Here is a 21,509-nt window from a genome sequence, read left to right as displayed (position 1 = left end):
ATGAAAGACACACACTGCCCAGCGAGGAGGCACAGATCATGGGGGATCTAGCAATAGATTTCTGTGGGGAATGGTACGAACCGTCTGATGAGGACGTCTTTGACATTGGCCGCGAAGGCGACCTCGAAGTGGACGATAACCCTTACCTGCACCGGCGTTTCCTGCAGATTGCCCGGTACGACGGCATCTGGTGGCTCAGCAACGTGGGCAGCATGCTGTCCGCCACCATCGCCGACGGCTCCGGCGGCATGCAGGCCTGGCTTGCACCCGGTGCCCGGATTCCGCTGGTTTTCAGCCACACCAACGTCATTTTCACGGCCGGACCCACCACCTACGAATTCGCCGTGCATTTGAAGACGCCCTCGTTCCGGCACGAAGCCCGGGACGAGGACCAAGCCGGCGACACCACCATTGGTCCCGTGGTGTTCACGGACTCGCAGAAGGCCCTGATTGTTGCCCTGGCCGAGCCCATGCTCCGCCGTGAAGGAACCGGGTTCAGTGCCATCCCGTCCTCGGCCGAGGCTGCCAAGCGGCTCGGCTGGGCCTTGACCCGGTTCAACCGGAAGCTGGACAACGTGTGCGACAAGCTGGACCGCGTGGGCGTCGTGGGCCTGCGTGGGGGAGCGGGCAAACTCGCCACCAACCGCCGCGCGCGCTTGGTGGAGCACGCCGTGACCTCCCACCTGGTGACCGCCGCAGACCTGTACCTCCTGGAAACCGAGACTGGAGTCGACGAAGGATGAAGTTCCGCCTGACCTTGCGGCGAGACCCCGCGGAAGCCAAGGATCTCGCCGTCACGGTGGACGGCCGCGCCACGGTGGCCGATATTGCCACAGAACTCTGGGCAGCGGACCCCGCACGGAAGGGGACCGAACCGCCGTCGAACCTGTCCATCAGCGTGGACGAAGCGTTCGTGGGCGGGGGGCTCTCCGGCCAGATCCTCAAGCCTGCCGATAACCTGCTGGAGTCCGGATTGCGGCCCGGCTCGCGTGTGTCGCTTGCCCAAGTGAGCGAACAGTTCGCCTCGAACGGGCACGGCCCGGACCGCGGACCCGCTGCGGCCACCTTGCGCGTTATGGCAGGGCCCGACGTCGGACGCGAATTTTCGCTGCCGTTCGGCACCAGCTACATCGGCCGGGACCGGGACGCCGACATCCGGCTGAGCGATCCGCTGACGTCCAAGCGCCACGCGCGGATCACCGTGGGCGAAACGGTGGAAATCGTTGACACCAATTCGGCCAACGGCCTCCTGATGGATGGCCTGCCCGTCACCCGGGCAACGCTGGAATCCTCGGATACCGTCACCCTGGGCGACACCACCGTGGGTGTGGTTTCGCTCTCCCGCAACCACTCGGGCGGGCCGACGTCGCCGCTGGTGGATTTCAACCGCTCGCCGCGCGTGGTGCCGAGGTTCGAATCTCCCAAGCGCGTTCCGCCCGCGGGCCCCAAGCGCCCCGAGCACCAGCCGTTCCCGTACATCATGCTCATCACCCCGCTCCTGATGGGTGGTGTCCTGTTTGCCTTGACGCAGAACCTGCTCTCGGTGATTTTCATGGCCATGATGCCGCTGTTCGTCGTGGGCCATTACGTGGACCACAAGATGCAGGGCAAGAAGCAGGCCAAGGAGGGCCACAAGCAGTTCAAGGCCGCCATGCTGGCCTTCCGCGAGGACATCGACCGGCAGCAGAACATCGAGCGCGCCGTCCGGCTGCAGGAGGCGCCCTCAGTCAGCGACACCGTGGATGCGATCTACAAGCTGGGACCGCTGCTCTGGACCAACCGGCCTGAACACCAGCACTTCCTGGGCGTGCGGTTCGGCCTGGGGTCCGCGCCGTCCCGCATCCAGTTCGACGAGCCCGGTGCCAACGAGACCGAACCCAGATACATGCGGGAAATCCAGGAGTGCCTGCAGCAAGTCCGTGTCATCGAAGGCGTGCCCATCGTGTCCCAACTGCGGACCTCGGGATCCTTTGGCGTGGCGGGCGACCGCAGTGTGGTGGACGACGTGGCCCGGGGCATGGTGCTCCAGTTGGTGGGCCTCCATTCGCCGGCGGAACTGGTTGTCACGGCGATGACGTCCCCGCGCTCACGTGAGCGCTGGGACTGGCTGCAGTGGCTGCCGCATGTCGGTTCCGGCCACAGCCCGCTGTCCGGCGACCACCTCGCCGCCGGCCCGGCGGCCGGGTCCACGCTGCTGTCCCGCCTCGAAGACCTCGTGGAACAGCGCGAAGCACAGGCCAAGGAACCCGGGCAGCAGCCCAGGCCAGGGCTCAAGGACGAGCACGAGGACACTCCGGGGCCGGTAGTCCCCGCAGTGCTGGTGGTGGTGGAAGACGACGCCCCCGTGGACCGCGGACGCCTCACCCGGCTCGTGGAACGCGGCCCGGATTACGGGGTCCACGTCATGTGGGTGGCAGCCAACGTGCAGTCCCTGCCGGCCGCCTGCCGCGATTTCCTCTCCGTGGACGGCGACCACGGCACCACCACGGGACAGGTCCGGCTGGGCCGCCACACCTACCCCGTGAGCTGTGAAAGCCTCGACGCCGGACTGGCCACCCAGCTCGCCCGGATGATGTCGCCCCTGGTGGACGTCGGCAATCCGCTCGAGGACGATTCCGACCTGCCCCGCGCGGTGTCCTACGCTGCGCTGATCGGCAAGGAATTCATGGACAACCCGCAGTCGGTGGCCGAACGGTGGCGGGAGAACAACTCCGTGCACGCCAGTGCCGTGCCCAACCGTAAGGACAATGGCAGCCTGCGTGCCCTGGTGGGGTCCAAGGGTGTGGAGCCGTTCTACCTCGACCTCAAGAACGAAGGCCCCCACGCGCTGGTTGGTGGAACCACCGGTGCCGGCAAGTCCGAATTCCTGCAGTCCTGGGTGATGGGCATGGCCGCCGCGTACAGCCCGGACAGGGTCAGTTTCCTGTTCGTCGACTACAAAGGTGGAGCTGCCTTCGCGGACTGCCTGCACCTGCCCCACACGGTTGGCCTGGTAACCGACCTTTCGCCGCACCTGGTACGCCGGGCGCTGACCTCGCTCCGCGCCGAACTGCACTACCGCGAACGCCTGTTGAACCGGAAGAAGGCCAAGGACCTCCTTGCCCTGCAGCGCGAAGCGGACCCCGAGGCACCTCCGTACTTGATCATCATCGTGGACGAATTCGCGGCCCTGGCCACCGAAGTTCCGGAGTTCGTGGACGGCGTGGTGGACGTCGCCGCCCGTGGCCGTTCCCTTGGCCTGCACCTGATCCTGGCCACCCAGCGTCCTGCCGGCGTCATCAAGGACAACCTCCGGGCCAACACCAACCTTCGCGTGGCACTCCGCATGGCCGATGAAGTGGACGCCGTGGACATCCTGGGAGTTCCCACCGCAGCCTACTTCGATCCCTCCATTCCCGGCCGTGGCGCTGCCAAGACCGGGCCGGGGCGGATCCAGGGTTTCCAGACCGGCTACGCCGGCGGCTGGACCACGGACAAACCGCAGCGGCCGCGCATCGACATCGTGGAAATGGCCTTTGGCTCAGGACCGTCGTGGGAACCGCCGCCAGCCACGGACATCGTGGAAGATCCGGCCGGTCCCAACGACATTGCCCGGATGACGGCCAACATCATCAGGGCCGCGGACGTGCTGGAGATCGAGCCGCCCCGCAAGCCGTGGCTCAACGAACTCGCCACCACCTACGACTTCTCCAAGCTGCCCAATCCCCGTACGGACGAGCGGCTGTTGTTGGGCGTCGCCGACGATCCTGCCCACCAGGACCAACCCACGGTGTTCTACGAACCGGACCGCGACGGCAATATGGCGGTCTACGGGACCGGTGGCGCCGGCAAGTCGGCCGCGCTGCGGGGCATCGCGATCGCCGCTGCTGTGACTCCCCGCGGCGGTCCCGTCCATGTGTACGGGATCGACTGCGGCTCCTCCGGCCTGAAGATGCTGGATGGCCTGCCGCACGTGGGCGAGATCATCAACGGCGACGACGTGGAAAGGGTGGGCCGCCTCCTCCGCTGGCTCAAGGACATCGCCGATGACCGGGCCACCCGCTTTGCCGAGGTCCGCGCCTCCACCATCGTGGAGTACCGGGAGTTGGCCAACCGACCCGACGAAAAGCGGCTCTTCATCCTCGTGGACGGCATGTCCTCCTTCCGGGAGGGCTACGAGTACAGCAACCTGTCCGCACTGTGGGACATCTTCCTCCAATTGGCCACCGACGGCCGTCCCCTGGGCATCCACCTGGTTGTTGCCGGTGACCGCCCCAACTCCGTTCCGGCGTCGCTCCTTGCCTCCATCCAGAAGCGTCTGGTCCTGAGGCTGAGCTCCGAAGACGACTACATGACCCTCGATGTTCCCAAGGACGTCCTCAACGCGGCTTCGCCTCCCGGGCGCGGTCTTTTGGACGGCCTGGAAGTCCAGCTCGCCGTCCTGGGCGGAAACTCCAACCTGGCCCTCCAGGCCCGCGAGGTATCCAAGCTCAGCCAGGCCATGGTCCGCCAGGGCCTGGACCACGCGCCACAGATCCAGCGCCTGCCCGAACTCGTGGACCTGGACATCCTCCCGGTGGGCTCTGCCGACAACCCGGTGATCGGCGTCGACGACGAGACCCTCGGCTCTGCTGCCATCGCCGCCAAGGGCCCGTTGTTGTTGGCCGGTCCTCCGGGCTCCGGACGCACCGTCGCCCTGGTCACGCTGGCCTACGCCTTGCGGCGCTCGAACCCGCGCACGGACTTGATCTACATCGGTTCGCGCCGCTCGGCCGTGGCGTCCCTGAACATCTGGAGCCGGTCCCTGGTTGGTCCCGATGAAGTCTCGGACGTGGTGGACGACCTCGTGGACAAGGCCGCGGACAACCCCGGCACCATGGCGATCTTCATCGAAGGCCTGACCGAGTTCACGGACACGCTGGCCGAGTCCGGGGTGGGACGTCTTGTCACTGCGGCCATCAAGGCCGACCAGTGGGTTGTGGGCGAGTCCGAAACCTCTACGTGGTCGCAGGCATGGTCGCTGGCCCAACCCTTCAAATCGGGTCGGCGAGGACTGCTGCTCAACCCGGGCGACGTGGAAGGCGACAGCCTCCTCAACACCTCCCTTGGGCGCATCGGCAAGGACTTCATTCCGGGCCGCGGCTACATCGTGGGACGAGGCAAGGTACGGAAGCTGCAGGTGGCGATGCCCCCGGAGAACCGCGGCTAGGATTTGCATCTGCACGGCCTCGTGTAGGAGGATGCCGAAAACATTCGCCTTTCCGGATCGCCTCAAGCGCCCCAACGCCCAAGCGAGGTCATGCTCCATGCAACGCACCGTTCTCCATACCGTGATGCCCTCCGGCCTGCGACGCCGGGTACCTGCCGTCCTGGCGGGTATCCTGCTCGCCGCAGGTGCGTGGGTGCTGCCGCAAACGGCCGCCCACGCGGCGCCGTGCGTTCCGGCGACTGCCGGTTCGTGTCCGTCCTTGGCCGCGCCAACGGAACCGACGCCAACCCAGCCGGGCTTGGCGCCGGAGACGGGCAAGACGAAGCCCACGCCCCGGCCTGCGCCCACGCGTGTCCGTGAGACCCAACAGCCGGCTCCTGCTCCAGCGGCGCCGGCACCCGCGGTGCAGGCACCTCAACCTGCGGTAGTCCAAGCACCGGCAACGGTTGAGCCCGAGGCGACCCAACCGCCGTCGGCCGCTCCTGAAGCGAGCACGACGGCGGCAGCCCCGGCTACCGCTTCGGCTACCCCTTCCGCGAGCCCCAGCCCGTCGACGTCCTCCAACTGGGACACGCCCATCGACAAGGGCAAGGAAACGCAGGCTGCCGTGCTGGCCAACGCGAGCTACAACGGCCCGAACCTGATGGGCCTGTTCGGGATCCTCGGCGGTGTGCTGCTGGTGGGCCTGGGCGGCCTGGCCTTTGCCCTGTGGAGCAAGAACCGCCTGTCCTCGCACTGAGCGCGGGCACATATTGTCACTGCCTTTTGGCAAGATAGACCCTGTGAGCACTCCAGAGAATCCAGATCGGGTCGAAACCACCTCCAGGGCCGCCGCGGCCATCGTCGCTGAGGAGGTGGCGCCGCCGTCGGAGAATCTCCGGGACGAATACCAGGAATTGGCGGACCTGGTCCGGAAATACCGCTACGCCTATTACCAGGAAGACGCACCGACGGTTTCGGACGCCGAGTACGACGTCCTGTACCGGCGCCTGGAGGAAATGGAAGCGCTCCACCCGGAGTTGGTTTCCAACGATTCACCCACCCAGGAAGTCGGCGGCGAAGTATCCGCCGCCTTCGCCGCGGTGGAGCACTTGCAGCGCATGTACAGCCTTGACGACGTGTTCTCCCTCGAGGAGTTGGAGGCCTGGGTCCGCAAGGCCGAGGCGTCAGTGGCGAAGCTGGGCGACCGCGTGCCGTCGATTGCCTGGCTGACCGAGCTTAAGATCGATGGCTTGGCCGTGAACCTGCTGTACAGGGACGGCAAGCTGGTCCGCGCTGCCACGCGCGGGGACGGAACCACGGGTGAGGACATCACCCACAACGTGCTCACCATCAAGGAGATCCCGCGGCAGCTGAGCGGTTCGGGCTGTCCGTCCGAGGTGGAGATCCGCGGTGAGGTGTTCATTCCCTCCAAGGCCTTCGTCGAATTCAACGAGGCCCTGGTCGCAGCCGGCAAGGCCCCTCTGGCCAACCCCCGCAACGCCGCCGCCGGTTCCCTCCGGCAGAAGGATCCGGCTGAAACGGCCAAGCGCCCACTGAGCATGTTCGTCCACGGCATCGGTGCCCGGGAGGGGTTGGATGCCACCAGCCAATCGGAGACGTACAGGCTGCTGGGCGAATGGGGACTGCCCGTGAGCCCCTACTCAAAAGTCCTGGACACCTATGAAGGCGTGCTGGAGTTCATTGCGGACTACGGTGAGAAGCGCCACAGCCTTCTTCACGAGATCGATGGCATCGTGGTCAAGATCGACGATTTCGCCACGCAGCGTGCCCTTGGCTACACGTCCCGCGTGCCCAGGTGGGCAGCGGCCTACAAGTACCCGCCGGAGGAAGTGCACACCAAGCTCCTGGACATCATGGTGAACGTTGGCCGGACGGGCCGCGTGACGCCGTTCGGGCTCATGGAGCCGGTCAAGGTTGCAGGCTCCACTGTCGGCATGGCCACGTTGCACAACCAGGACGTCGTGAAGGCCAAGGGCGTCATGATCGGCGACATCGTGATCCTCCGGAAGGCCGGCGACGTGATCCCCGAGATCGTCGGTCCGGTCCTGGCCCTGCGCGACAAGCAGGATCCGCCCGTCCGCGAGTTCGTGATGCCCACTGAATGCCCCTCCTGCGGAACACCGTTGGCGCCCTCGAAGGAAGGCGACGTGGATATCCGGTGCCCCAACGGAAAGTCCTGCCCGTCCCAGTTGCGTGAGCGCGTGTTCCACGTAGCCAGCCGCGGCGCCTTCGACATCGAAGCGCTGGGGTGGGAAGCCGCGATCGCCCTGACCCAGCCCGCCGAGCCGGAAATCCCGCCGCTCACCAGCGAGGCTGCCCTGTTCAGCCTGACCCGGGAAGACCTGGCCAGCGTGCTGATCCGCCGGGAAAAGAAGTCCAAAGGCGTGGCCACAGGCCAGTACGAGTTGGTGCCGTACTTCTACACCAAGGCAACGGCCAAGACTCCTTCCAAGCCGACGGCCACCACGGAGAAGCTCTTCGCGGAATTGGAGAAGGCGAAGAAGCAGCCGCTGTGGCGGGTGCTGGTGGCGCTGTCCATCCGCCACGTTGGCCCCACGGCGTCGCGCGCACTGGCAACGAATTTCGGCAGCATGGACGCCATCAGGAATGCCACCGAAGAACAGCTCGCCCACGTTGACGGAGTAGGGCCCACTATCGCGGCCGCCCTTACGGAGTGGTTCGCCGTGGATTGGCACAACGAGATCGTGGAGAGCTGGGCCGCCGCGGGTGTCCGCATGGAGGACGAACGGGACACCGCCACTCCACGTACTCTGGAAGGCCTCACCATTGTGGTCACGGGATCGCTGCCTAACTTCAGCCGCGACGAGGCCAAGGAAGCCATCATCATCCGGGGTGGCAAGGCCGCAGGCTCCGTTTCCAAGAACACGAGCTACCTCGTGGCCGGCGAGGCCGCCGGAACCAAGCTGGACAAGGCAGAACAGCTGGGTATCCCCGTGCTGGACGAGGACGGCTTCCGTGAGCTGCTGGCCAACGGACCCGCCGAGCCAGACACCCAGGAAGGCGAAGACGAAGCTTCCGTGCAGACCGAGGAGGAGGCCGAATGACGCCGCAATCCGTCGATGTCCTGGAACTTCTGGAGGCGGCCAAGACAGCGGCCGCGGCCGGAGCTGCCGTGCTCGCCCAACGTTCCGTCACGGGCAGCGGCGGCGATGGCCTGGGCATGTCCAACAAGGGCGAGGCCGGAGACTGGGTTACCGAGTTTGACGTCGCCGCGGAGAATGCCGTGCGCAGGGCCATCAATGAGGCCCGCCCGAACGACACCGTGACCGGCGAAGAACACGGCACCACCCGCCCGGAGGAGGCTTCCGGATACCGCTGGTCGATCGACCCGCTGGATGGCACCACCAACTTCATCCGCAACATCGCCTATTACGCCACGTCGGTGGCCGTCGCGGATGCCGACGGCGTGTGGCTGGCCGGCGTCGTGCACGCACCTGCTCTGGGACGCATCTACTCGGCGGCCCGCGGCCACGGCGCGTGGCTGGAGGTGGCGGGGGAGTCCACACGGCTGGCCGGTCCCGTCCCGGGGCGGAAGGGCCTGATCCTGGCCACAGGATTCAGCTACGATCCCGCCACTCGCGCCAGCCAGGCCGAAGGGCTGGTGGGGCTCATGGACAGCTTCGCGGACATTCGAAGGCTCGGCTCCGCAGCGCTTGACCTTTGCTTCGTGGCGGACGGCACAGTTGACGCCTTTGGCGAGCGTGGCCTGAACGAGCACGACTTCGCCGCCGGCGCCCTGATTGCGGAGGAAGCGGGGTGCTGGGTTCGCAGGCCTCGCCTGCAGAGCCCGCTCGACGGCGGTCCAAGCACCGAGGACCGGCTGGCGGCGTGGATGTGTGCCGGGACATTGGAGTTGTCCGGCACGTTCCCGCTGTGATGAACCGATGATCAGAACCCTCGCCATCGCGAACTACCGTTCCATCCGGGACCTGACCATGGAACTCCATGGCCTGGATGTGGTGACGGGGGCCAACGGCAGCGGGAAGTCCTCGCTCTATAGGGCGCTGCGCCTGCTGGCCGAGTGCGCCGGCGGGGACTCGGGCAATGTGGTGGGTTCCCTGGCCCGCGATGGTGGACTGGCGTCCACGCTGTGGGCGGGCCCCGAAACCATCAGCGAGGCCATGAGGCGTGGAGAAGTGCCGGTCCAGGGCACCGTCCGGAAGGATGTCGTCAACCTGAAACTGGGCTATTCGGGGGATGACTTCGGGTACCTGGTGGACCTCGGCATCCCGGTGCCCGGCGGTGCGGGATTCGATGAAGAGACCGGCAGGCCCCGGCCCACGGTGTTCAGCCGCGATCCCGAGATCAAGCGGGAGCAGATCTTCTCGGGACCGGTGGCGCGGCCTGGCTCGTTGCTGGTGGACCGCAAAGGCGGCCTGGCCAGGTTGCGGGGCGCGGATGGCAACTGGGCCGAACTGTCCCGGCGCCTGGACACGTTCCAGAGCATGCTGACTGAGGTCTCGGACCTGGACAGGGCTCCCGAAGTCCTCAGGGTCCGGGATTCGGTGCGCTCCTGGCGTTTCTACGACCATTTCCGGACCGATGCTGAGGCGCCGGCCAGGCAGGCGCAGTTGGGGACCCGTACACCCGTACTGCACCACAGCGGGAAAGATCTGGCGGCGGCCCTGCAGACCCTCCGGGAGGTGGGCTTCGAGCGGCAGCTGGATGCCGCCGTCGCCCACGCCTTCCCGGGGAGCCGGCTCAGTGTCGCGGTCAGCGAGGAAGGCCGGTTCAGTGTTGAGCTGAAACAGCCAGGGATGCTCAGGCCCATGAAGGCGGCGGAACTCTCTGATGGCACTCTCCGCTTCCTGCTGCTGACGGCGGCCCTCCTGACACCGCGTCCGCCGGAGCTCATGGTGCTCAACGAACCCGAAACCAGCCTCCACGTGGACCTGATGCCGGCACTGGCAGGACTGATCGTCCAAGCCAGTGCCAGCAGCCAGGTCATTGTGGTGACCCACTCGCAGCCCTTGCTTGACGCCCTGCGGGAGAGCGGCGCCGCGCAGGAGCACGAGCTTTACAAGGACCTCGGGGAGACCCGGATCAGGGGACTGGGGTCGCTGGAGGGTCCCCTGTGGAGCTGGCCCAAGCGCTAGAAGGCAGACCCGATGGAGGTCAGTTCGCGTGCCTCGGCGTCCGCGAATCGGTTCTCCGGCCGTGCCAGTCCGTAGTGGCCGCGCAGCGTCGACGCAGTGTACTCGGTCCGGAATAGCCCACGCTGCTGGAGGATGGGAACCACTTGGTCCACGAAGACTTCCAGTCCGGAGGGCAGCACCGGCGGCATGATGTTGAAGCCGTCGGCGGCACCGGCGTCGAACCAGTCCTGGATGGCGTCCGCAACCTGTTCAGGCGTGCCGGAGAAGGTACGGTGCCCACGGCCTCCGCCAAGGCGCCCGATGAGCTGGCGGACCGTGAGCTGCTCGCGCCGGGCCAGCTCCACGATCAAGGTGTAGCGGCTCTTGGCTCCCTCGATCTCGTCTTCGGAGGGGAGGTCGGCGGGCAACTGGCGGTCCAGCGGGAGATCCTCGGGCGAGAGGCGCAGGGTCTTGGCCAGTTGTTCCCGGGCGTACTCGGGCTTGATCAGCTCGTCCAGTTCGCGCTCCAGCTTGAGGGCCTCGGCCTCGGTGGAACCGATCACCGGAACAATGCCAGGGAGGATCTTGATGCCTTCGGGATTCCTTCCGGTCGCCGCGGTCCTGGCCTTGAGATCCGCGTAGAACCCCTGCGCGTCGGCCAGGGTCTGGTGGGCGGTGAAAACGGCTTCGGCGTACTGCGCAGCGAGCTTCTTGCCGTCGTTGGAGGACCCGGCCTGCACGATCAACGGGTGGCCCTGCGGCGACCGCGGGACGTTGAGCGGTCCGCGGACCCGGAAGTGTTTGCCCACGTGTTCAATGGCACGGATCTTGGTGGAATCTCCCCACACGCCCTCCTCTTTGTCGGCCAGCACGGCGTCGTCTTCCCAGCTGTCCCAGAGTTTCTGCGCAACCTCAAGGAATTCAGCGGCACGCTCGTAGCGGACGGCGTGGGCGGGCTGGTCGTCAACCCCAAAGTTGCGGGCGGCATCCGGACCGGCCGTCGTCACGACGTTCCACCCCGCACGTCCGCCGCTGACCCAGTCCACCGAAGCGAAGCGGCGGGCGAGGTTGAAGGGCTCGTTATAGGTGGTGGAGGCCGTGGCTATCAGGCCGATCTTCTGCGTTGCTGCTGCGATGGCCGTGAGCAGGACAGTGGGTTCCAGCTTGCCGACGGGGCGCCTGCCCACTTCGCCGAAGAGCACGGGTGAGTCGGCGAAGAAGATGGAGTCCAGCTTGCCCCGTTCGGCGGTCCGGGCCAGGTGCTGGTAGTGCTCGATCCTGGTGGAGGAGAAGGGATCGCTTTCCGGGAGCCGCCAGGACGCTTCGTGGTGGCCGGTGCTCATGAGGAAGGCGTTGAGGTGGAGTTGGCGTGGCGGGGTAGTCATGGTGGTTTCCTTTGCGGGTTGGGATTCAGGCGGCGGCTGTGACGCCGAGGGCGCCCAGCAGTTCGGTTCGGAGGGTGGAATGTTCGACGGCGGTGCCGGCCTCGCGGGAACCGGTGACTCGTTCGAGGGCCACCCGGCCGTCCTGGAGCACGATGACCCGATCGGCCAAAGCGATGGCCTCGTCCACGTCATGGGTCACCAGCAGCACGGCTGGTCGGTGGGCGGCTACGAGCTCTTTGAGTAAGGCATGCATCTTCAATCGGGTGAGTGCGTCCAAGGCTCCGAAGGGTTCATCGGCCAACAGCAGCCGGGGTTCCCGCACCAAGGAGCGGGCCAGGGCCACGCGCTGCTGCTCGCCGCCGGACAACTCATGGGGCCACGCCTTCTCCCGTCCGGCGAGCCCCACTTCGGCGAGTGCGCGGCGGCCGCGGACATCGGCGTCGTGATCCTTCAAGCCCAAGGTGACGTTGCCAAGGACGGTGTCCCAGGGCAGCAGCCGCGAATCCTGGAACACCACGGACACCTGTTCGGGAACCTGGACGACGCCGCTTCCGCGGACGTCCCGGTCCAGCCCGGCGAGGGCCCGGAGCAGCGTGCTCTTGCCGCAACCGCTGGGTCCCAGGAGCGCCACGAATTCGCCGGGAGCAATGTCCAGGTCGACGCCGTTGAGGACGCCCTTCGGCCCGAAGCTGCGGATGAGGTTGTGGACGGAAACCTCCTGGATTGGAGGGGCCGCGGGGCTCAGCCGGCCAGTGTTCGCTGCCATGACAAGGCCTTTCGTTCCAGAAGCCGGACGGCTGCGTCTGAGAGGAGTCCGAGGATGCCGTAGACAGCCAGTCCCAGGACGATGATGTTGGTTTGGCCGTAGGTGCGGGCGAGCTCCATCATGTAGCCGATGCCGCTGGTGGAATTGATCTGCTCCACCACCACCAGGGACACCCAGGCGCCGGTGACCGCGAAGCGCAGGCCCAGGAAGAAGCCGGGAAGCGCCCCAGGCAGGACCACCCTGCGCAGGAACCCTGCCCGGCTGAGTCCCACGGTTTGGGCCAGTTCGACGTACCGGAGGTCGATGCCGCGCAGTCCAGCGTGGGTCTGCAGGTAGATCGGGACGAACACGCCAAGGGTGATGGTGAGGACCTTCATGGTTTCGTCGATGCCGAACCAGAGGATCAGCAGCGGAATGAGCGCCAGGCCGGGAATGGCGCGCTTGATCTGCACGGGACCGTCGATCAGTGATTCACCCACCCGGCTGAGTCCGGCCACCAACGCCAGCACTGCGCCCACGACGATTCCGAAGAACAAGCCGAGCCCGGCCCGCTGTGCCGAGATGGCGAGGTGTTCCTGGAGGCGGCCGTCGGCAATGAGTTCACCGGCAGTGCCCACTACGGTCCACGGTTCGGAGAGGATCCGCGGATCCAACAGGCCTGTGGCCGAGGCGACCACCCAGAGCAGGACCAACGCTGCCGGTCCCACGAGTCCGGCGAAGCGGCGCCGCGGACCGGGGCCAAGCCGGCGGGTGCCCGGCCTGATGTCAGGCCGGCCGGCAAGCGCCGGGTCCAGATGAGGCGCGACGACGGGACCAGGCCGGGTGCCGTCGTCGGGCGTTGCGGTGGTGCGGAAGGAAGAACGGCGGGCAGCAGCCGTGGTGGTCATGCGGTACCTCCCTCGGCTGCGTACGCGGTTCCGCCGATGGCCTCGAAACGAAGGTCGTAGAGTTTGGCGGCGTCCAGCTGGGGTTTCTTCTGTTCGCCGGCCAACAGGTCGATGGTCTGCTGGTGGCGGGCGATGGCCTCGGACCAGGACGTGGGCAACTCGCGCACTCCGGCCGAGTCGATCAGGTACTGGCCGTCTTCCGCGGAGAGGCCCTGGTTCTTCACGTAGTACCCCTCCAGCCATTCCTTGGGGTGGTCCTGGATCCAGCGCTGGGCCTGGCCCCACAGCCCCACGTATTCGGCGAGTGCTGCAGCTTTGGCCGGGTCGTCCAGGACCTTGGCGGGGGAGTAAAGGTGCCCTGGGTCGTCGCGGAGTCCGTGCCGGAGCGTCGTTCCGCCGTCGGCGCCGTACTTGGCCAGGTAGCGCTTGATCTGGACTCCGCCCAGCGGCGCGGCGTCCACCTGCTTGCTGGAGAGGGCTGTGGAGTAGGCGTCTCCGGTGCTGGGCAGTTCAACGAGTTTCACGTCGCTTTGCTGCAACCCGGCTTTCTCCAGCACCCGGAGCACCAAGGCACCCTGGGCCTGCCCCGGGCTGTAGGCGATCTTCTTCCCACGCAGCCCTTGCAGGTCCGTGATTCCGGCGCCGGGCGCGATGCCCAGTTCGTAGAGCGGGTGGTTGACTGCGTCCTGGCGGAACACGCTGGCGATGATGCGGACGTCCAGGCCGGTCCACGTGGCATGGATGGGCGGGATGTCGGCTACCGAACCGACGTCCAGCGCATTGGCGCGGAAGGCTTCGGTAGTGGCCGGGCCTCCGGAGATATTGGCGAACTTCACGGGAAAGCTGAGCTTCTTGTCCAGGCCGGACAATTCCAGGGCTACCTGGACGGTGGGATCGCCAACCACCAGGGTTGTCCCTGCCGGCACGGTCGTTGCCAGCGGCGTGGTGACCTGGGCTGCCTGGGTGGCTTGGGTGCCTGTGGTAGCCGTGGCATTGCAGGCCGTGACGAAGGCGATGGCGGGGACGGCGAGGAGGCCACCGAGGACCTGGCGTCGGTTGGGGTGTTTTTGGGCGCGGGGAAACGCGGATGACATGGAAGGCCTTTCAGGTGCGGGGGGTCTGCCAGGCCCGGCCGGTAGGGGACCTCGGGCGGCAGCGGTGCAGAGCGCTTAGGGCTGAAGGCAGGGCGGACAGCAGGAGTGCGCCGGCGTCATGTTGAAGTGGGCCTGGAGCATCGTTCCTCCTGTTCGTTTTCCGGGGATGCTGCGGTTGATCCGTGTGGCAACTCAAGCACGGCCTGAATGCCCCGCGCCAGCCTTGTGAAACAGCCCGCAACGGCAGGAAATCCGGCTTCACTGACCGCAATGCAACTCAACCCGGGGCCACGCGGAGCAACACAAAACGCCGGATAAGACTGATAGTTCGGTCACGGAAACGGCCGTTTCGCACAATGCAACTCCCGGTTACCCCTACCATTGACAGGTGCTTTCGCCGATTACCGTCCGCCCCGCCCTGCCCGAAGACTACGACGCCGTTGCCCGGATCACGCTGGACTCTTACGTCACAGCGGGCTACTACGGCAGCGCCGACCACCCCTACCTGTTGGAACTGCAGAACGTAGCGGGCCGGGCGAAGCACGCCGACATCCTGGTGGCCGAGCGCGACGGCCGGATCATCGGATCGGTCACGGCCGCCCCGGCCGGTGGCGGGTTCTCGGACATCGGCTTGGAAGGCGAGCTGGAACTGCGGACCCTCGTGGTGGACCCGGCAGTCCAGCGTTCAGGTGCCGGGCGCGCCCTGGTGCAGGCCGTCGTCGAGCAGGCCCAGGCGACCGAAGGCATCGACGCCGTGTGCCTGACCACCGGCGCCACGTGGGAGAGCGCCAACGCGTTGTACCAGCGGACCGGTTTTGACCGTGCGCCCGAGCGGGACTGGTTCGTTCCGGGGACCGACATAAAGCTGTTCGTTTACAGGCTTGGGCTGCAGCAGCCCTAAAGTTTTCCTCGGAATCCCGGCAACAGGCCGGGAAGCGACAGGAAAGGCGCGGCATGCGCAAGACATTCGGCTCGGGCTCGGTCTGGGAACAGACCCTCGGCTACTCCCGTGCGGTCCAGGTGGACAACACCCTCTTCATTTCGGCGACAGCTGCCTCCGGGCCCGACGGCATCGTTGGCGATGACTTCTACTCGCAGACCAAGTACATCCTGGAAAAGCTCGGCGCTGTCCTCGAAGAAGCCGGCTTCTCGTACGAGGACGTGGTGCAGTCCAAGCTGTACCTGACGGACATCAGCAAGTGGGAAGATGCCGGCCGTGCGCATGGCGAAGTCTTCGGCGAGATCCGTCCCACCCTCTCCCTGGTGCACGTGCTGCCGTTCCTCGATCCGCAGATGCTCGTGGAGATCGAGCTCGTGGCGCAGAAGTCCGCGTAGGCACCCAACTGAGTCGCACTTGTGCGCGTTTTGACGCATCAAAACGCGCACAAGTGCGACCTACTTGGGCTAGCCCGGGATGCCGTAGCGGTGTTCCGGGCGGCCCGTGGTTCCGTAGCGCAGTTGGATTTCGACGGCGCCATCGTCCGCGAGCGAGGACAGGTACCTTTGCGCTGTGGCCCGGGAGACGCCCACCCGGTCCGCGACTTCCGCTGCGGAGTACTGCTCACCCGCCACCAGCGACTCCAGTACGGCCGCTTCGGTCGCCGATCGCGGCTTGGCCGACGGCGTCACGTCGCCGGGGATGAGCGCCCGCTTGGCCCTTTCGATGCTGCCCTGGTCCACACTGGGTTGCTGGCCCAGGATACGGCGGTACCGCGCATAGGACCTGAGCTGCTGTGACAGGGACTCGGCAGTGAAGGGCTTCAACAGATAGCCGAGCGCGCCGCGGCGGAACGCTACCCTGATGGACTGGGCATCGGAGGCCGCGGTCAGCATCACTGCGTCAACATCGAGTTGGCCCAACAGGTCCAGTCCCGAGCCGTCGGGCAGGTAGACGTCCAGCAGCACCAGGTCCGGCCGCAGGCTGTGGATGGCCTGCAGCGCCTGGGACACGGAGCCTGCGGGGGCCAGGGCCATGAAACCCGCCACGGAATCGACGTAGGCCGCGTGCAGCCTGGCCACGTGGAAGTCATCATCCACGATCAGCACCCTCAAGTCCTCAGCCACTGCTGTCCTTCCTCTCGTCTGCCTGTTCGCCCGCCACGTCCATCACACCCGGTCCGTCCATCACGCCGAGTACGTCCATCACGCCGGGTACGGACGCCATGAAAACCGCGCCGGGACCTCCCGTGCTGCCGGCTTCGAGCACCCGGACGTCACCACCCCGGCGCCGGGCAAGTTGGCGTACCAAAGCCAGGCCCAGGCCCTGGCCGGCGCCCGGACGCGCCGGATGGTCCGCCGTCGTAAATCCTTCCGCGAACACGTCCTCCGGTTCGATACTGCCCAAACCGTCGCCCGAGTCTCCCACCACGATGTGGAGGGTGCCGCCGTCGCTCGCTGAATCGTCCAGGAGTTCAACCTCCACCCAGCGTTCCGTCGCTGAGCCGGCGACGGCGGCGTTCACGGCGTTGTCAATCAGGTTGCCCAGGACAGTGGTGACGTCCTGGGGGTCGGCCACATGGCCGCGGACCAGGGTTTCGGGGCCGATGCGCAACGCCACGCCGCGCTCGGACGCCTCCACGCTCTTGGCGCCCACGAATGCCTGCAAGTACGTGTCCTGAAGCAGTTCGCCCTGCTCCACCGGGAACTTCAGTGGGCCGGTGGCCGAGATCCGGGCCAGGTATTCCTTGGCTTGCTCGTGCTGTCCGATGCTCATGAAGCCCGCGATGGTGTGGAGTTGGTTGGCGAATTCATGGCGCTGGGCGCGGAGGGCCGTTGACATGGTTCCCACGGCGTCGAGCTGGCGGGTCAATTGCTGGAGCTCGGTACGGTCACGGAGCATGACCACCCAGCCGAGGTCCTCCTTGCGGTGCCAGGCCTTGCGCGCGCTGGCCACCAGCACGCGCCCGCCGGCCACCACTTCCACGGCCTCCGCGTCCTGGGCTGCCGGACGGGTGAGCTTTTTGAGCTGCTCCGGCACCGGAGCGGTGGCCCAGTCCTGGCCTGTGGCATCGGGAACGTCCAGGAGCCGGGAAGCTGCCGCGTTGAACACCGAGATCCGGCCGTCGGCGGCAATGCCGATCACGCCGTCGTCCACGCCCTGCAGGACTGCCACCTGGTCGTGGACCAAGGTGCTGATTTCTTCCGGTTCCAGTCCGAGGGTGAGCCGCTGCAACCGGTGGCGGAGCAGGAACGAGGCCAGGACGCCGGCCAGCAGGGCACCACCCGCCGTCAGGGCAATGGGCACGATGTCCCGGGCCAGGCTTTGGCTCAGGGATTCCATGGAGTAGCCCACGCTCACCTCGCCCACGATCGCACCGTTGGACGTACCGGCACCCTCGGGAGTCCCCGGCGCGTAGATCGGCACCTTCGCGCCGGCGGACGGGCCGAGTGTTCCTGTGTTGCGGGTGGTGATTTCCTGGCCGCCCAAGGCAACTGACGGATCCGTGCTCACCCGCTCGCCCAGCCTGGCCGTCTCGGGGTGGGCCAGCCGCAATCCGGTTTCGTCGGTGATCACCACGAACAGGGCGCCGGTCCGGATCCGGGCGGCTTCGGCGGCCTCCTGCAGGGGACCGGCAGCGAGTACCGCCGGGGGAGGGGTGCCTTCTTCCTTGCTGATTTCCTGGACGTCGGATCTGACATCGGGATCAGCTGCCACAGTCCGGGCCAGGGTCAGCGCCTGGTTCTCGGCTTCCGTGCCGATGCGGTCGTAGACCAGCCAGGCGTGGACGGCTCCGCTGAGGAGAACCACCAGGAGTACGACGCCGAGCTGGAGGAGGAGTGTCTGGGTGGAGAAGCGCATACTGATCCGGCTGTTGCGGGGCACCTTCACTCCTTTCCTCCTGTTCCATTGAATCACTGAGCACAATGCGCAAAACGTTCGCAACGAGCAGTATTCCCATCAATGCCCACAAACCTCACTGCGTGACGGAGGCCACCCTACGGTTTGTAGTGCGCATCACACCGAAGTGTTGCCATCACAGTAGTAAGGAGCCGGCCGTGCTGGTTTTGCTTGGATTCGCAATGATTGCGGTATTCATGGTCCTGATCATGACCAAAAAACTGACGCCAGTCCTGGCGCTGATCATCGTCCCCACCATCTTCGGCCTTTTCGCCGGAGCCGGGCTCGGCATCGGACCCATGGTCATGGATTCGATGAAGTCCATGACGTCCACGGCCGCGCTCCTCATGTTCGCGATCATCTACTTCGGCCTCATGATCGACGTCGGACTCTTCGACCCCCTGGTGAAGTTCATCCTGCGCAAGCTCGGCAATGACCCCGCCAAGGTGGTCCTCGGCACGGCGATCCTCGCCGCCGCCGTTTCCCTCGACGGTGACGGTTCCACCACGTTCATCCTCACCACGGCCGCGATGCTTCCGGTCTACCTGCGCCTCAAGATGAGCCCCGTCGTCCTCACCTGTGTGGCCGGCCTGGCCAACGGCACCATGAACATCCTGCCGTGGGGCGGCCCCACAGCCCGCGCCGCAACGGCCCTGCACCTGGACGTCAACGACGTCTTCGTCCCGATGGTCCCGTCCCTGATTGTTGGCCTGATCGTCGTCCTGGTCTTCTCCTGGCTGCTCGGCCTGCAGGAGCGCAACCGCCTCCGCGCTACCGCTCCGGAGATCTGGGGCGAGGTCGCCGATCCGGCTGACGCGTTCGACGGCGGTAACGGCCGCGGCGGCGCTGTTGCGGCCGGTTCGGGCTCAGGTTCGGGCAAGGGCAGCTCCCGCTTTGGCCGCACCGGCTCAACCCAGACGGCGGGTAAGCCGGGCACCGGCGGAGGCTCCGGCGTCGTGGTCCTGGAACGCACCGAAGAACTGGTTGACGAGCACGACACCGCCATGGCGGACACCGCACTGGATCCCAACCGCTCCACGCTGCGCCCCAAGCTGTTCTGGTTCAACCTGGCCCTGACCGTCGCGGTGATGGTGACCCTGGTAGCCAACATCATCCCGCTGCCGTTCGTCTTCATAGTGGGCTCGGCCGTTGCACTCCTGGTGAACTTTCCCAAGGTCAAGGACCAGGGCGCCCAGTTGATCGCCCATGCACCGTCCATCGTGGCAGTGGTCAGCATGGTGATGGCAGCCGCAGTCCTCACGGGTGTGCTGAATGGCACCGGCATGGTCAAGGCCATGTCCGAGTGGCTCGTCCAGATCATTCCCGCGGACATGGGACCGTTCATGGCAGTGATCACCGGCGTGCTCAGCATCCCCATGACGTTCTTCATGAGCAACGATGCCTTCTACTTCGGCGTCCTTCCCGTCCTTAGCGAGACCGCCGCACACTACGGTGTTGGCGCCGCGGACATGGCCCGCGCTTCCATCACCGGCCAGCCGTTCCACCTGCAGAGCCCCTTGGTCCCGGCCATCCTCCTGCTGGTCTCCCTGGCCAAGGTGGACCTGGGCGACCACCACAAGAAGGTCCTGTGGCGCACCGCGGTCATCTCGCTGGTGATGCTGGCCGTCGGTGTCCTGACGGGAGCCATCGGCATCGGCTAACGTTCCGCCGTTACCGCAAATGATCAGCCTGCCGGGTTCGTCGCCTGGCAGGTCTGGTCATTTGCTGTTTGTGCAGCAATGTTCCCCTGGGCCGGTGCTGGGGTGGGTTTGTCGCCTGACGCAAAGTCCTCGCCCGCGTAGACCTGGACGCCCTGGATGGCCGAGGCAGGCTGGATGCTGCTTGCCGGCAAACCGAACATCGCGGCGACGTCTGCTGCCACATCCTCGAAACCGGACTGGTAGTAGACCACGGTGGTGGGTACCGCTTGGGCCTCGAGCTTGGTGATCTGGGTGAAGCCGGCCGTCGTGAGCGTTTCCGCGATGGCGTTGCTGCGGCCTGCCACGTTGGTGCCGTTGGCCACCGAGACCGGTTGGAGGGACTTGTCATAGGCAGGCGTGGCGGGCGCCGTGGACTGGTCGGCCTGCGCCGGGGCACCCTTGCTGAGGTCCGCGCTGTTCTGCAGGGCCGAGAAGAGGTTTCCTGCCGCGGGTTCGTCCAAGGACAGCCGGTTGGGATCAGAGGGCGCCGGAACCGTAGGGACGGTGATGAAATTGACCTTCGCAGGGTCGATGTTCTTGAGCCGGTCCGCGATGGTCAGCAAGGATGGAACCGAAGCCAAACCTTTGTCCACGGTCAGGTTCTTGGTCATGGTGTCTGCGATATCCAGCACCTTCTGCGGGTTGCTGAGGGTTCCCTCGGACTTGAGCTTGCGGGTCAGCGAACCGAGGAATGCCTGCTGGGCCTGGATGCGGCCCAGGTCCCCGCCATCGGCGAAGGCATGCCGGGTCCGGAGGAAAGCCAGCGCCTGGTCGCCCTGCACCTGCGAGGTTCCCTCCGGGAGCTTAAGGCCGGAATCGGGATCGTTGACGGCCGAGTTGACGCACACATCCACGCCACCAACCGTGGTGGAGAGTTCTTTGACCGCGTTGAAGTCGGCCATCATGAAGTGGTCTACCTCGAGTCCTGTCAGTTTGCTCACCGTGTCCACGGCGCAACCGATGCCGGCCTCGGCCATGGCGCTGTTGATCATCACGCCCTCGCGTGCGGCGTGCTGCTGCTTGGTTTCCTGGTCCGTGCATTCCGGGACGTCCACCAGCAGGTCCCTCGGGAAGCTGATGACGTTGACATTCTGGTTGTCCGCTGAAATGTCCACCAGCATCATGACGTCCGACTGCCCATAGCCGGAGGATTGGTCGGCCGTGCCGTACTGGCTGTTCTTGCCGCTGCGGGTATCGCTGCCCAGGACCAGGATCTGGAGCCGGTCCTTCCGGTCGTCCACGGCGCCTTCGGTCCGGGTGCCACCCGCGCCCAGGGAACCGGTGGAGATGTTCGATTGCAGGCGCCAGAGCCAGTAACCGCCGAAGCACAGGACGCCCACCAGCACTGCGGCAACCACCAGGATGCCCACCCTGAGCCAACGGCGACGCTTGCGCGTCGGCGAGCCCAGGCTGCCTTCGGCGAGGCTTCCTTGGCCTGGGTAAAGCGTGGGTTCTGAGGGGTTGTGGTCAGGGATATTGTGGCGACCTTGCACGTCGCGGGCCTTTCCTCGGGGTAAGAAGCTGTCCATGGTACGCACCGAAACTGGGAACT

The 21,509-nt window shown here is 66.3% G+C and carries 16 protein-coding genes; 9 read left to right on the top strand and 7 right to left on the bottom strand.

Features of this window, described 5'->3' with window-relative positions:
• The first annotated feature begins 38 nt into the window (after positions 1–38).
• From ACIQT2_RS04955 to ACIQT2_RS04930, 6 genes are all read left to right on the top strand, one after another.
• Positions 39–743: a hypothetical protein gene (locus ACIQT2_RS04955; protein ID WP_397325788.1), complete on the top strand. Its 705-nt coding sequence runs from the start codon at positions 39–41 to the stop codon at positions 741–743.
• Entirely contained in the window at positions 740–5,188 is a 4,449-nt protein-coding gene (locus ACIQT2_RS04950; RefSeq protein WP_402944122.1) for an FtsK/SpoIIIE domain-containing protein, read from the top strand. The genes ACIQT2_RS04955 and ACIQT2_RS04950 overlap by 4 nt, the downstream gene beginning before the upstream one ends.
• Positions 5,189–5,285: 97 nt before the next feature.
• Complete coding sequence (locus tag ACIQT2_RS04945) at positions 5,286–5,927, top strand: hypothetical protein (protein WP_400331149.1); 642 nt, start codon at positions 5,286–5,288, stop codon at positions 5,925–5,927.
• A 43-nt stretch (positions 5,928–5,970) separates the two neighbouring features.
• Positions 5,971–8,256, top strand: coding sequence for an NAD-dependent DNA ligase LigA (gene ligA / locus ACIQT2_RS04940; protein ID WP_402944120.1), 2,286 nt, complete (start codon positions 5,971–5,973; stop codon positions 8,254–8,256).
• Positions 8,253–9,089, top strand: a complete 837-nt coding sequence (locus ACIQT2_RS04935) for an inositol monophosphatase family protein (protein ID WP_402944119.1) — start codon at positions 8,253–8,255, stop codon at positions 9,087–9,089. Before ligA ends, ACIQT2_RS04935 begins: the two co-directional genes overlap by 4 nt.
• Before the next feature lie 7 nt (positions 9,090–9,096).
• A complete protein-coding gene (locus ACIQT2_RS04930; protein WP_402944117.1) occupies positions 9,097–10,308 on the top strand; it encodes an AAA family ATPase in 1,212 nt (403 codons plus the stop codon).
• Here ACIQT2_RS04930 and ACIQT2_RS04925 read toward each other — a convergent pair.
• Genes ACIQT2_RS04925 through ACIQT2_RS04910 form a run of 4 tightly spaced genes read right to left on the bottom strand, consistent with a single transcriptional unit; the run spans position 10,305 to position 14,419 of the window.
• Positions 10,305–11,672 carry an LLM class flavin-dependent oxidoreductase gene (locus ACIQT2_RS04925; protein ID WP_402944115.1) on the bottom strand — a complete coding sequence of 456 codons (1,368 nt, stop codon included), beginning with the start codon at positions 11,670–11,672 and terminating at the stop codon, positions 10,305–10,307. The genes ACIQT2_RS04930 and ACIQT2_RS04925 overlap by 4 nt on opposite strands.
• A 25-nt stretch (positions 11,673–11,697) precedes the next feature.
• Positions 11,698–12,438, bottom strand: coding sequence for an ABC transporter ATP-binding protein (locus ACIQT2_RS04920; RefSeq protein WP_402944113.1), 741 nt, complete (start codon positions 12,436–12,438; stop codon positions 11,698–11,700).
• Entirely contained in the window at positions 12,414–13,325 is a 912-nt protein-coding gene (locus tag ACIQT2_RS04915) for an ABC transporter permease (RefSeq protein ID WP_400331165.1), read from the bottom strand. Before ACIQT2_RS04915 ends, ACIQT2_RS04920 begins: the two co-directional genes overlap by 25 nt.
• Complete coding sequence (locus ACIQT2_RS04910; RefSeq protein ID WP_402944111.1) at positions 13,322–14,419, bottom strand: ABC transporter substrate-binding protein; 1,098 nt, start codon at positions 14,417–14,419, stop codon at positions 13,322–13,324. The genes ACIQT2_RS04915 and ACIQT2_RS04910 overlap by 4 nt, the downstream gene beginning before the upstream one ends.
• Positions 14,420–14,807: 388 nt before the next feature.
• Here ACIQT2_RS04910 and ACIQT2_RS04905 point away from each other — a divergent pair, with 388 nt between their 5' ends.
• Both ACIQT2_RS04905 and ACIQT2_RS04900 read left to right on the top strand, forming a co-directional pair.
• Positions 14,808–15,320 (top strand): GNAT family N-acetyltransferase, encoded by a 513-nt coding sequence (locus ACIQT2_RS04905; RefSeq protein ID WP_400272170.1) that lies wholly within the window; start codon positions 14,808–14,810, stop codon positions 15,318–15,320.
• A 53-nt stretch (positions 15,321–15,373) separates the two neighbouring features.
• Positions 15,374–15,754, top strand: a complete 381-nt coding sequence (locus tag ACIQT2_RS04900; protein ID WP_400331171.1) for a RidA family protein — start codon at positions 15,374–15,376, stop codon at positions 15,752–15,754.
• A gap of 69 nt (positions 15,755–15,823) precedes the next feature.
• On the opposite strand, the gene ACIQT2_RS04895 is transcribed toward ACIQT2_RS04900, so the two are convergent.
• Both ACIQT2_RS04895 and ACIQT2_RS04890 read right to left on the bottom strand, forming a co-directional pair.
• On the bottom strand, positions 15,824–16,483 hold the full coding sequence (locus ACIQT2_RS04895; protein ID WP_400272172.1) for a response regulator: 660 nt from the start codon (positions 16,481–16,483) through the stop codon (positions 15,824–15,826).
• Positions 16,476–18,218 (bottom strand): ATP-binding protein, encoded by a 1,743-nt coding sequence (locus ACIQT2_RS04890; RefSeq protein WP_402944371.1) that lies wholly within the window; start codon positions 18,216–18,218, stop codon positions 16,476–16,478. The genes ACIQT2_RS04895 and ACIQT2_RS04890 overlap by 8 nt, the downstream gene beginning before the upstream one ends.
• Positions 18,219–18,415: 197 nt before the next feature.
• Here ACIQT2_RS04890 and ACIQT2_RS04885 point away from each other — a divergent pair, with 197 nt between their 5' ends.
• The gene (locus tag ACIQT2_RS04885; RefSeq protein WP_402944108.1) at positions 18,416–19,918 is read left to right on the top strand and encodes a CitMHS family transporter; all 1,503 of its coding nucleotides are present in this window, start codon (positions 18,416–18,418) and stop codon (positions 19,916–19,918) included.
• A gap of 23 nt (positions 19,919–19,941) precedes the next feature.
• Here ACIQT2_RS04885 and ACIQT2_RS04880 read toward each other — a convergent pair whose 3' ends face one another.
• Positions 19,942–21,450, bottom strand: coding sequence for an LCP family protein (locus ACIQT2_RS04880; RefSeq protein ID WP_402944106.1), 1,509 nt, complete (start codon positions 21,448–21,450; stop codon positions 19,942–19,944).
• Between the last annotated feature and the right edge of the window lie 59 nt (positions 21,451–21,509).

The organism is Paenarthrobacter sp. NPDC090522 (genome assembly GCF_044769225.1).
Classification (GTDB): Bacteria; Actinomycetota; Actinomycetes; order Actinomycetales; family Micrococcaceae; genus Arthrobacter.
The sequence above is the reverse complement of the archived record's forward strand: the minus strand, read 5'-3'. Positions and strand labels throughout refer to the sequence as shown.

Coding starts and splice junctions, on each gene's coding strand:
- ACIQT2_RS04890 (WP_402944371.1), bottom strand. CDS start 18,218: ATGCGCTTCTCCACCCAGACACTCCTCCTCCAGCTCGGCGTCGTACTC.
- ACIQT2_RS04935 (WP_402944119.1), top strand. CDS start 8,253: ATGACGCCGCAATCCGTCGATGTCCTGGAACTTCTGGAGGCGGCCAAG.
- ACIQT2_RS04900 (WP_400331171.1), top strand. CDS start 15,374: ATGCGCAAGACATTCGGCTCGGGCTCGGTCTGGGAACAGACCCTCGGC.
- ACIQT2_RS04915 (WP_400331165.1), bottom strand. CDS start 13,325: ATGACCACCACGGCTGCTGCCCGCCGTTCTTCCTTCCGCACCACCGCA.
- ACIQT2_RS04955 (WP_397325788.1), top strand. CDS start 39: ATGGGGGATCTAGCAATAGATTTCTGTGGGGAATGGTACGAACCGTCT.
- ACIQT2_RS04950 (WP_402944122.1), top strand. CDS start 740: ATGAAGTTCCGCCTGACCTTGCGGCGAGACCCCGCGGAAGCCAAGGAT.
- ACIQT2_RS04910 (WP_402944111.1), bottom strand. CDS start 14,419: ATGTCATCCGCGTTTCCCCGCGCCCAAAAACACCCCAACCGACGCCAG.
- ACIQT2_RS04945 (WP_400331149.1), top strand. CDS start 5,286: ATGCAACGCACCGTTCTCCATACCGTGATGCCCTCCGGCCTGCGACGC.
- ACIQT2_RS04925 (WP_402944115.1), bottom strand. CDS start 11,672: ATGACTACCCCGCCACGCCAACTCCACCTCAACGCCTTCCTCATGAGC.
- ACIQT2_RS04920 (WP_402944113.1), bottom strand. CDS start 12,438: ATGGCAGCGAACACTGGCCGGCTGAGCCCCGCGGCCCCTCCAATCCAG.
- ACIQT2_RS04930 (WP_402944117.1), top strand. CDS start 9,097: ATGATCAGAACCCTCGCCATCGCGAACTACCGTTCCATCCGGGACCTG.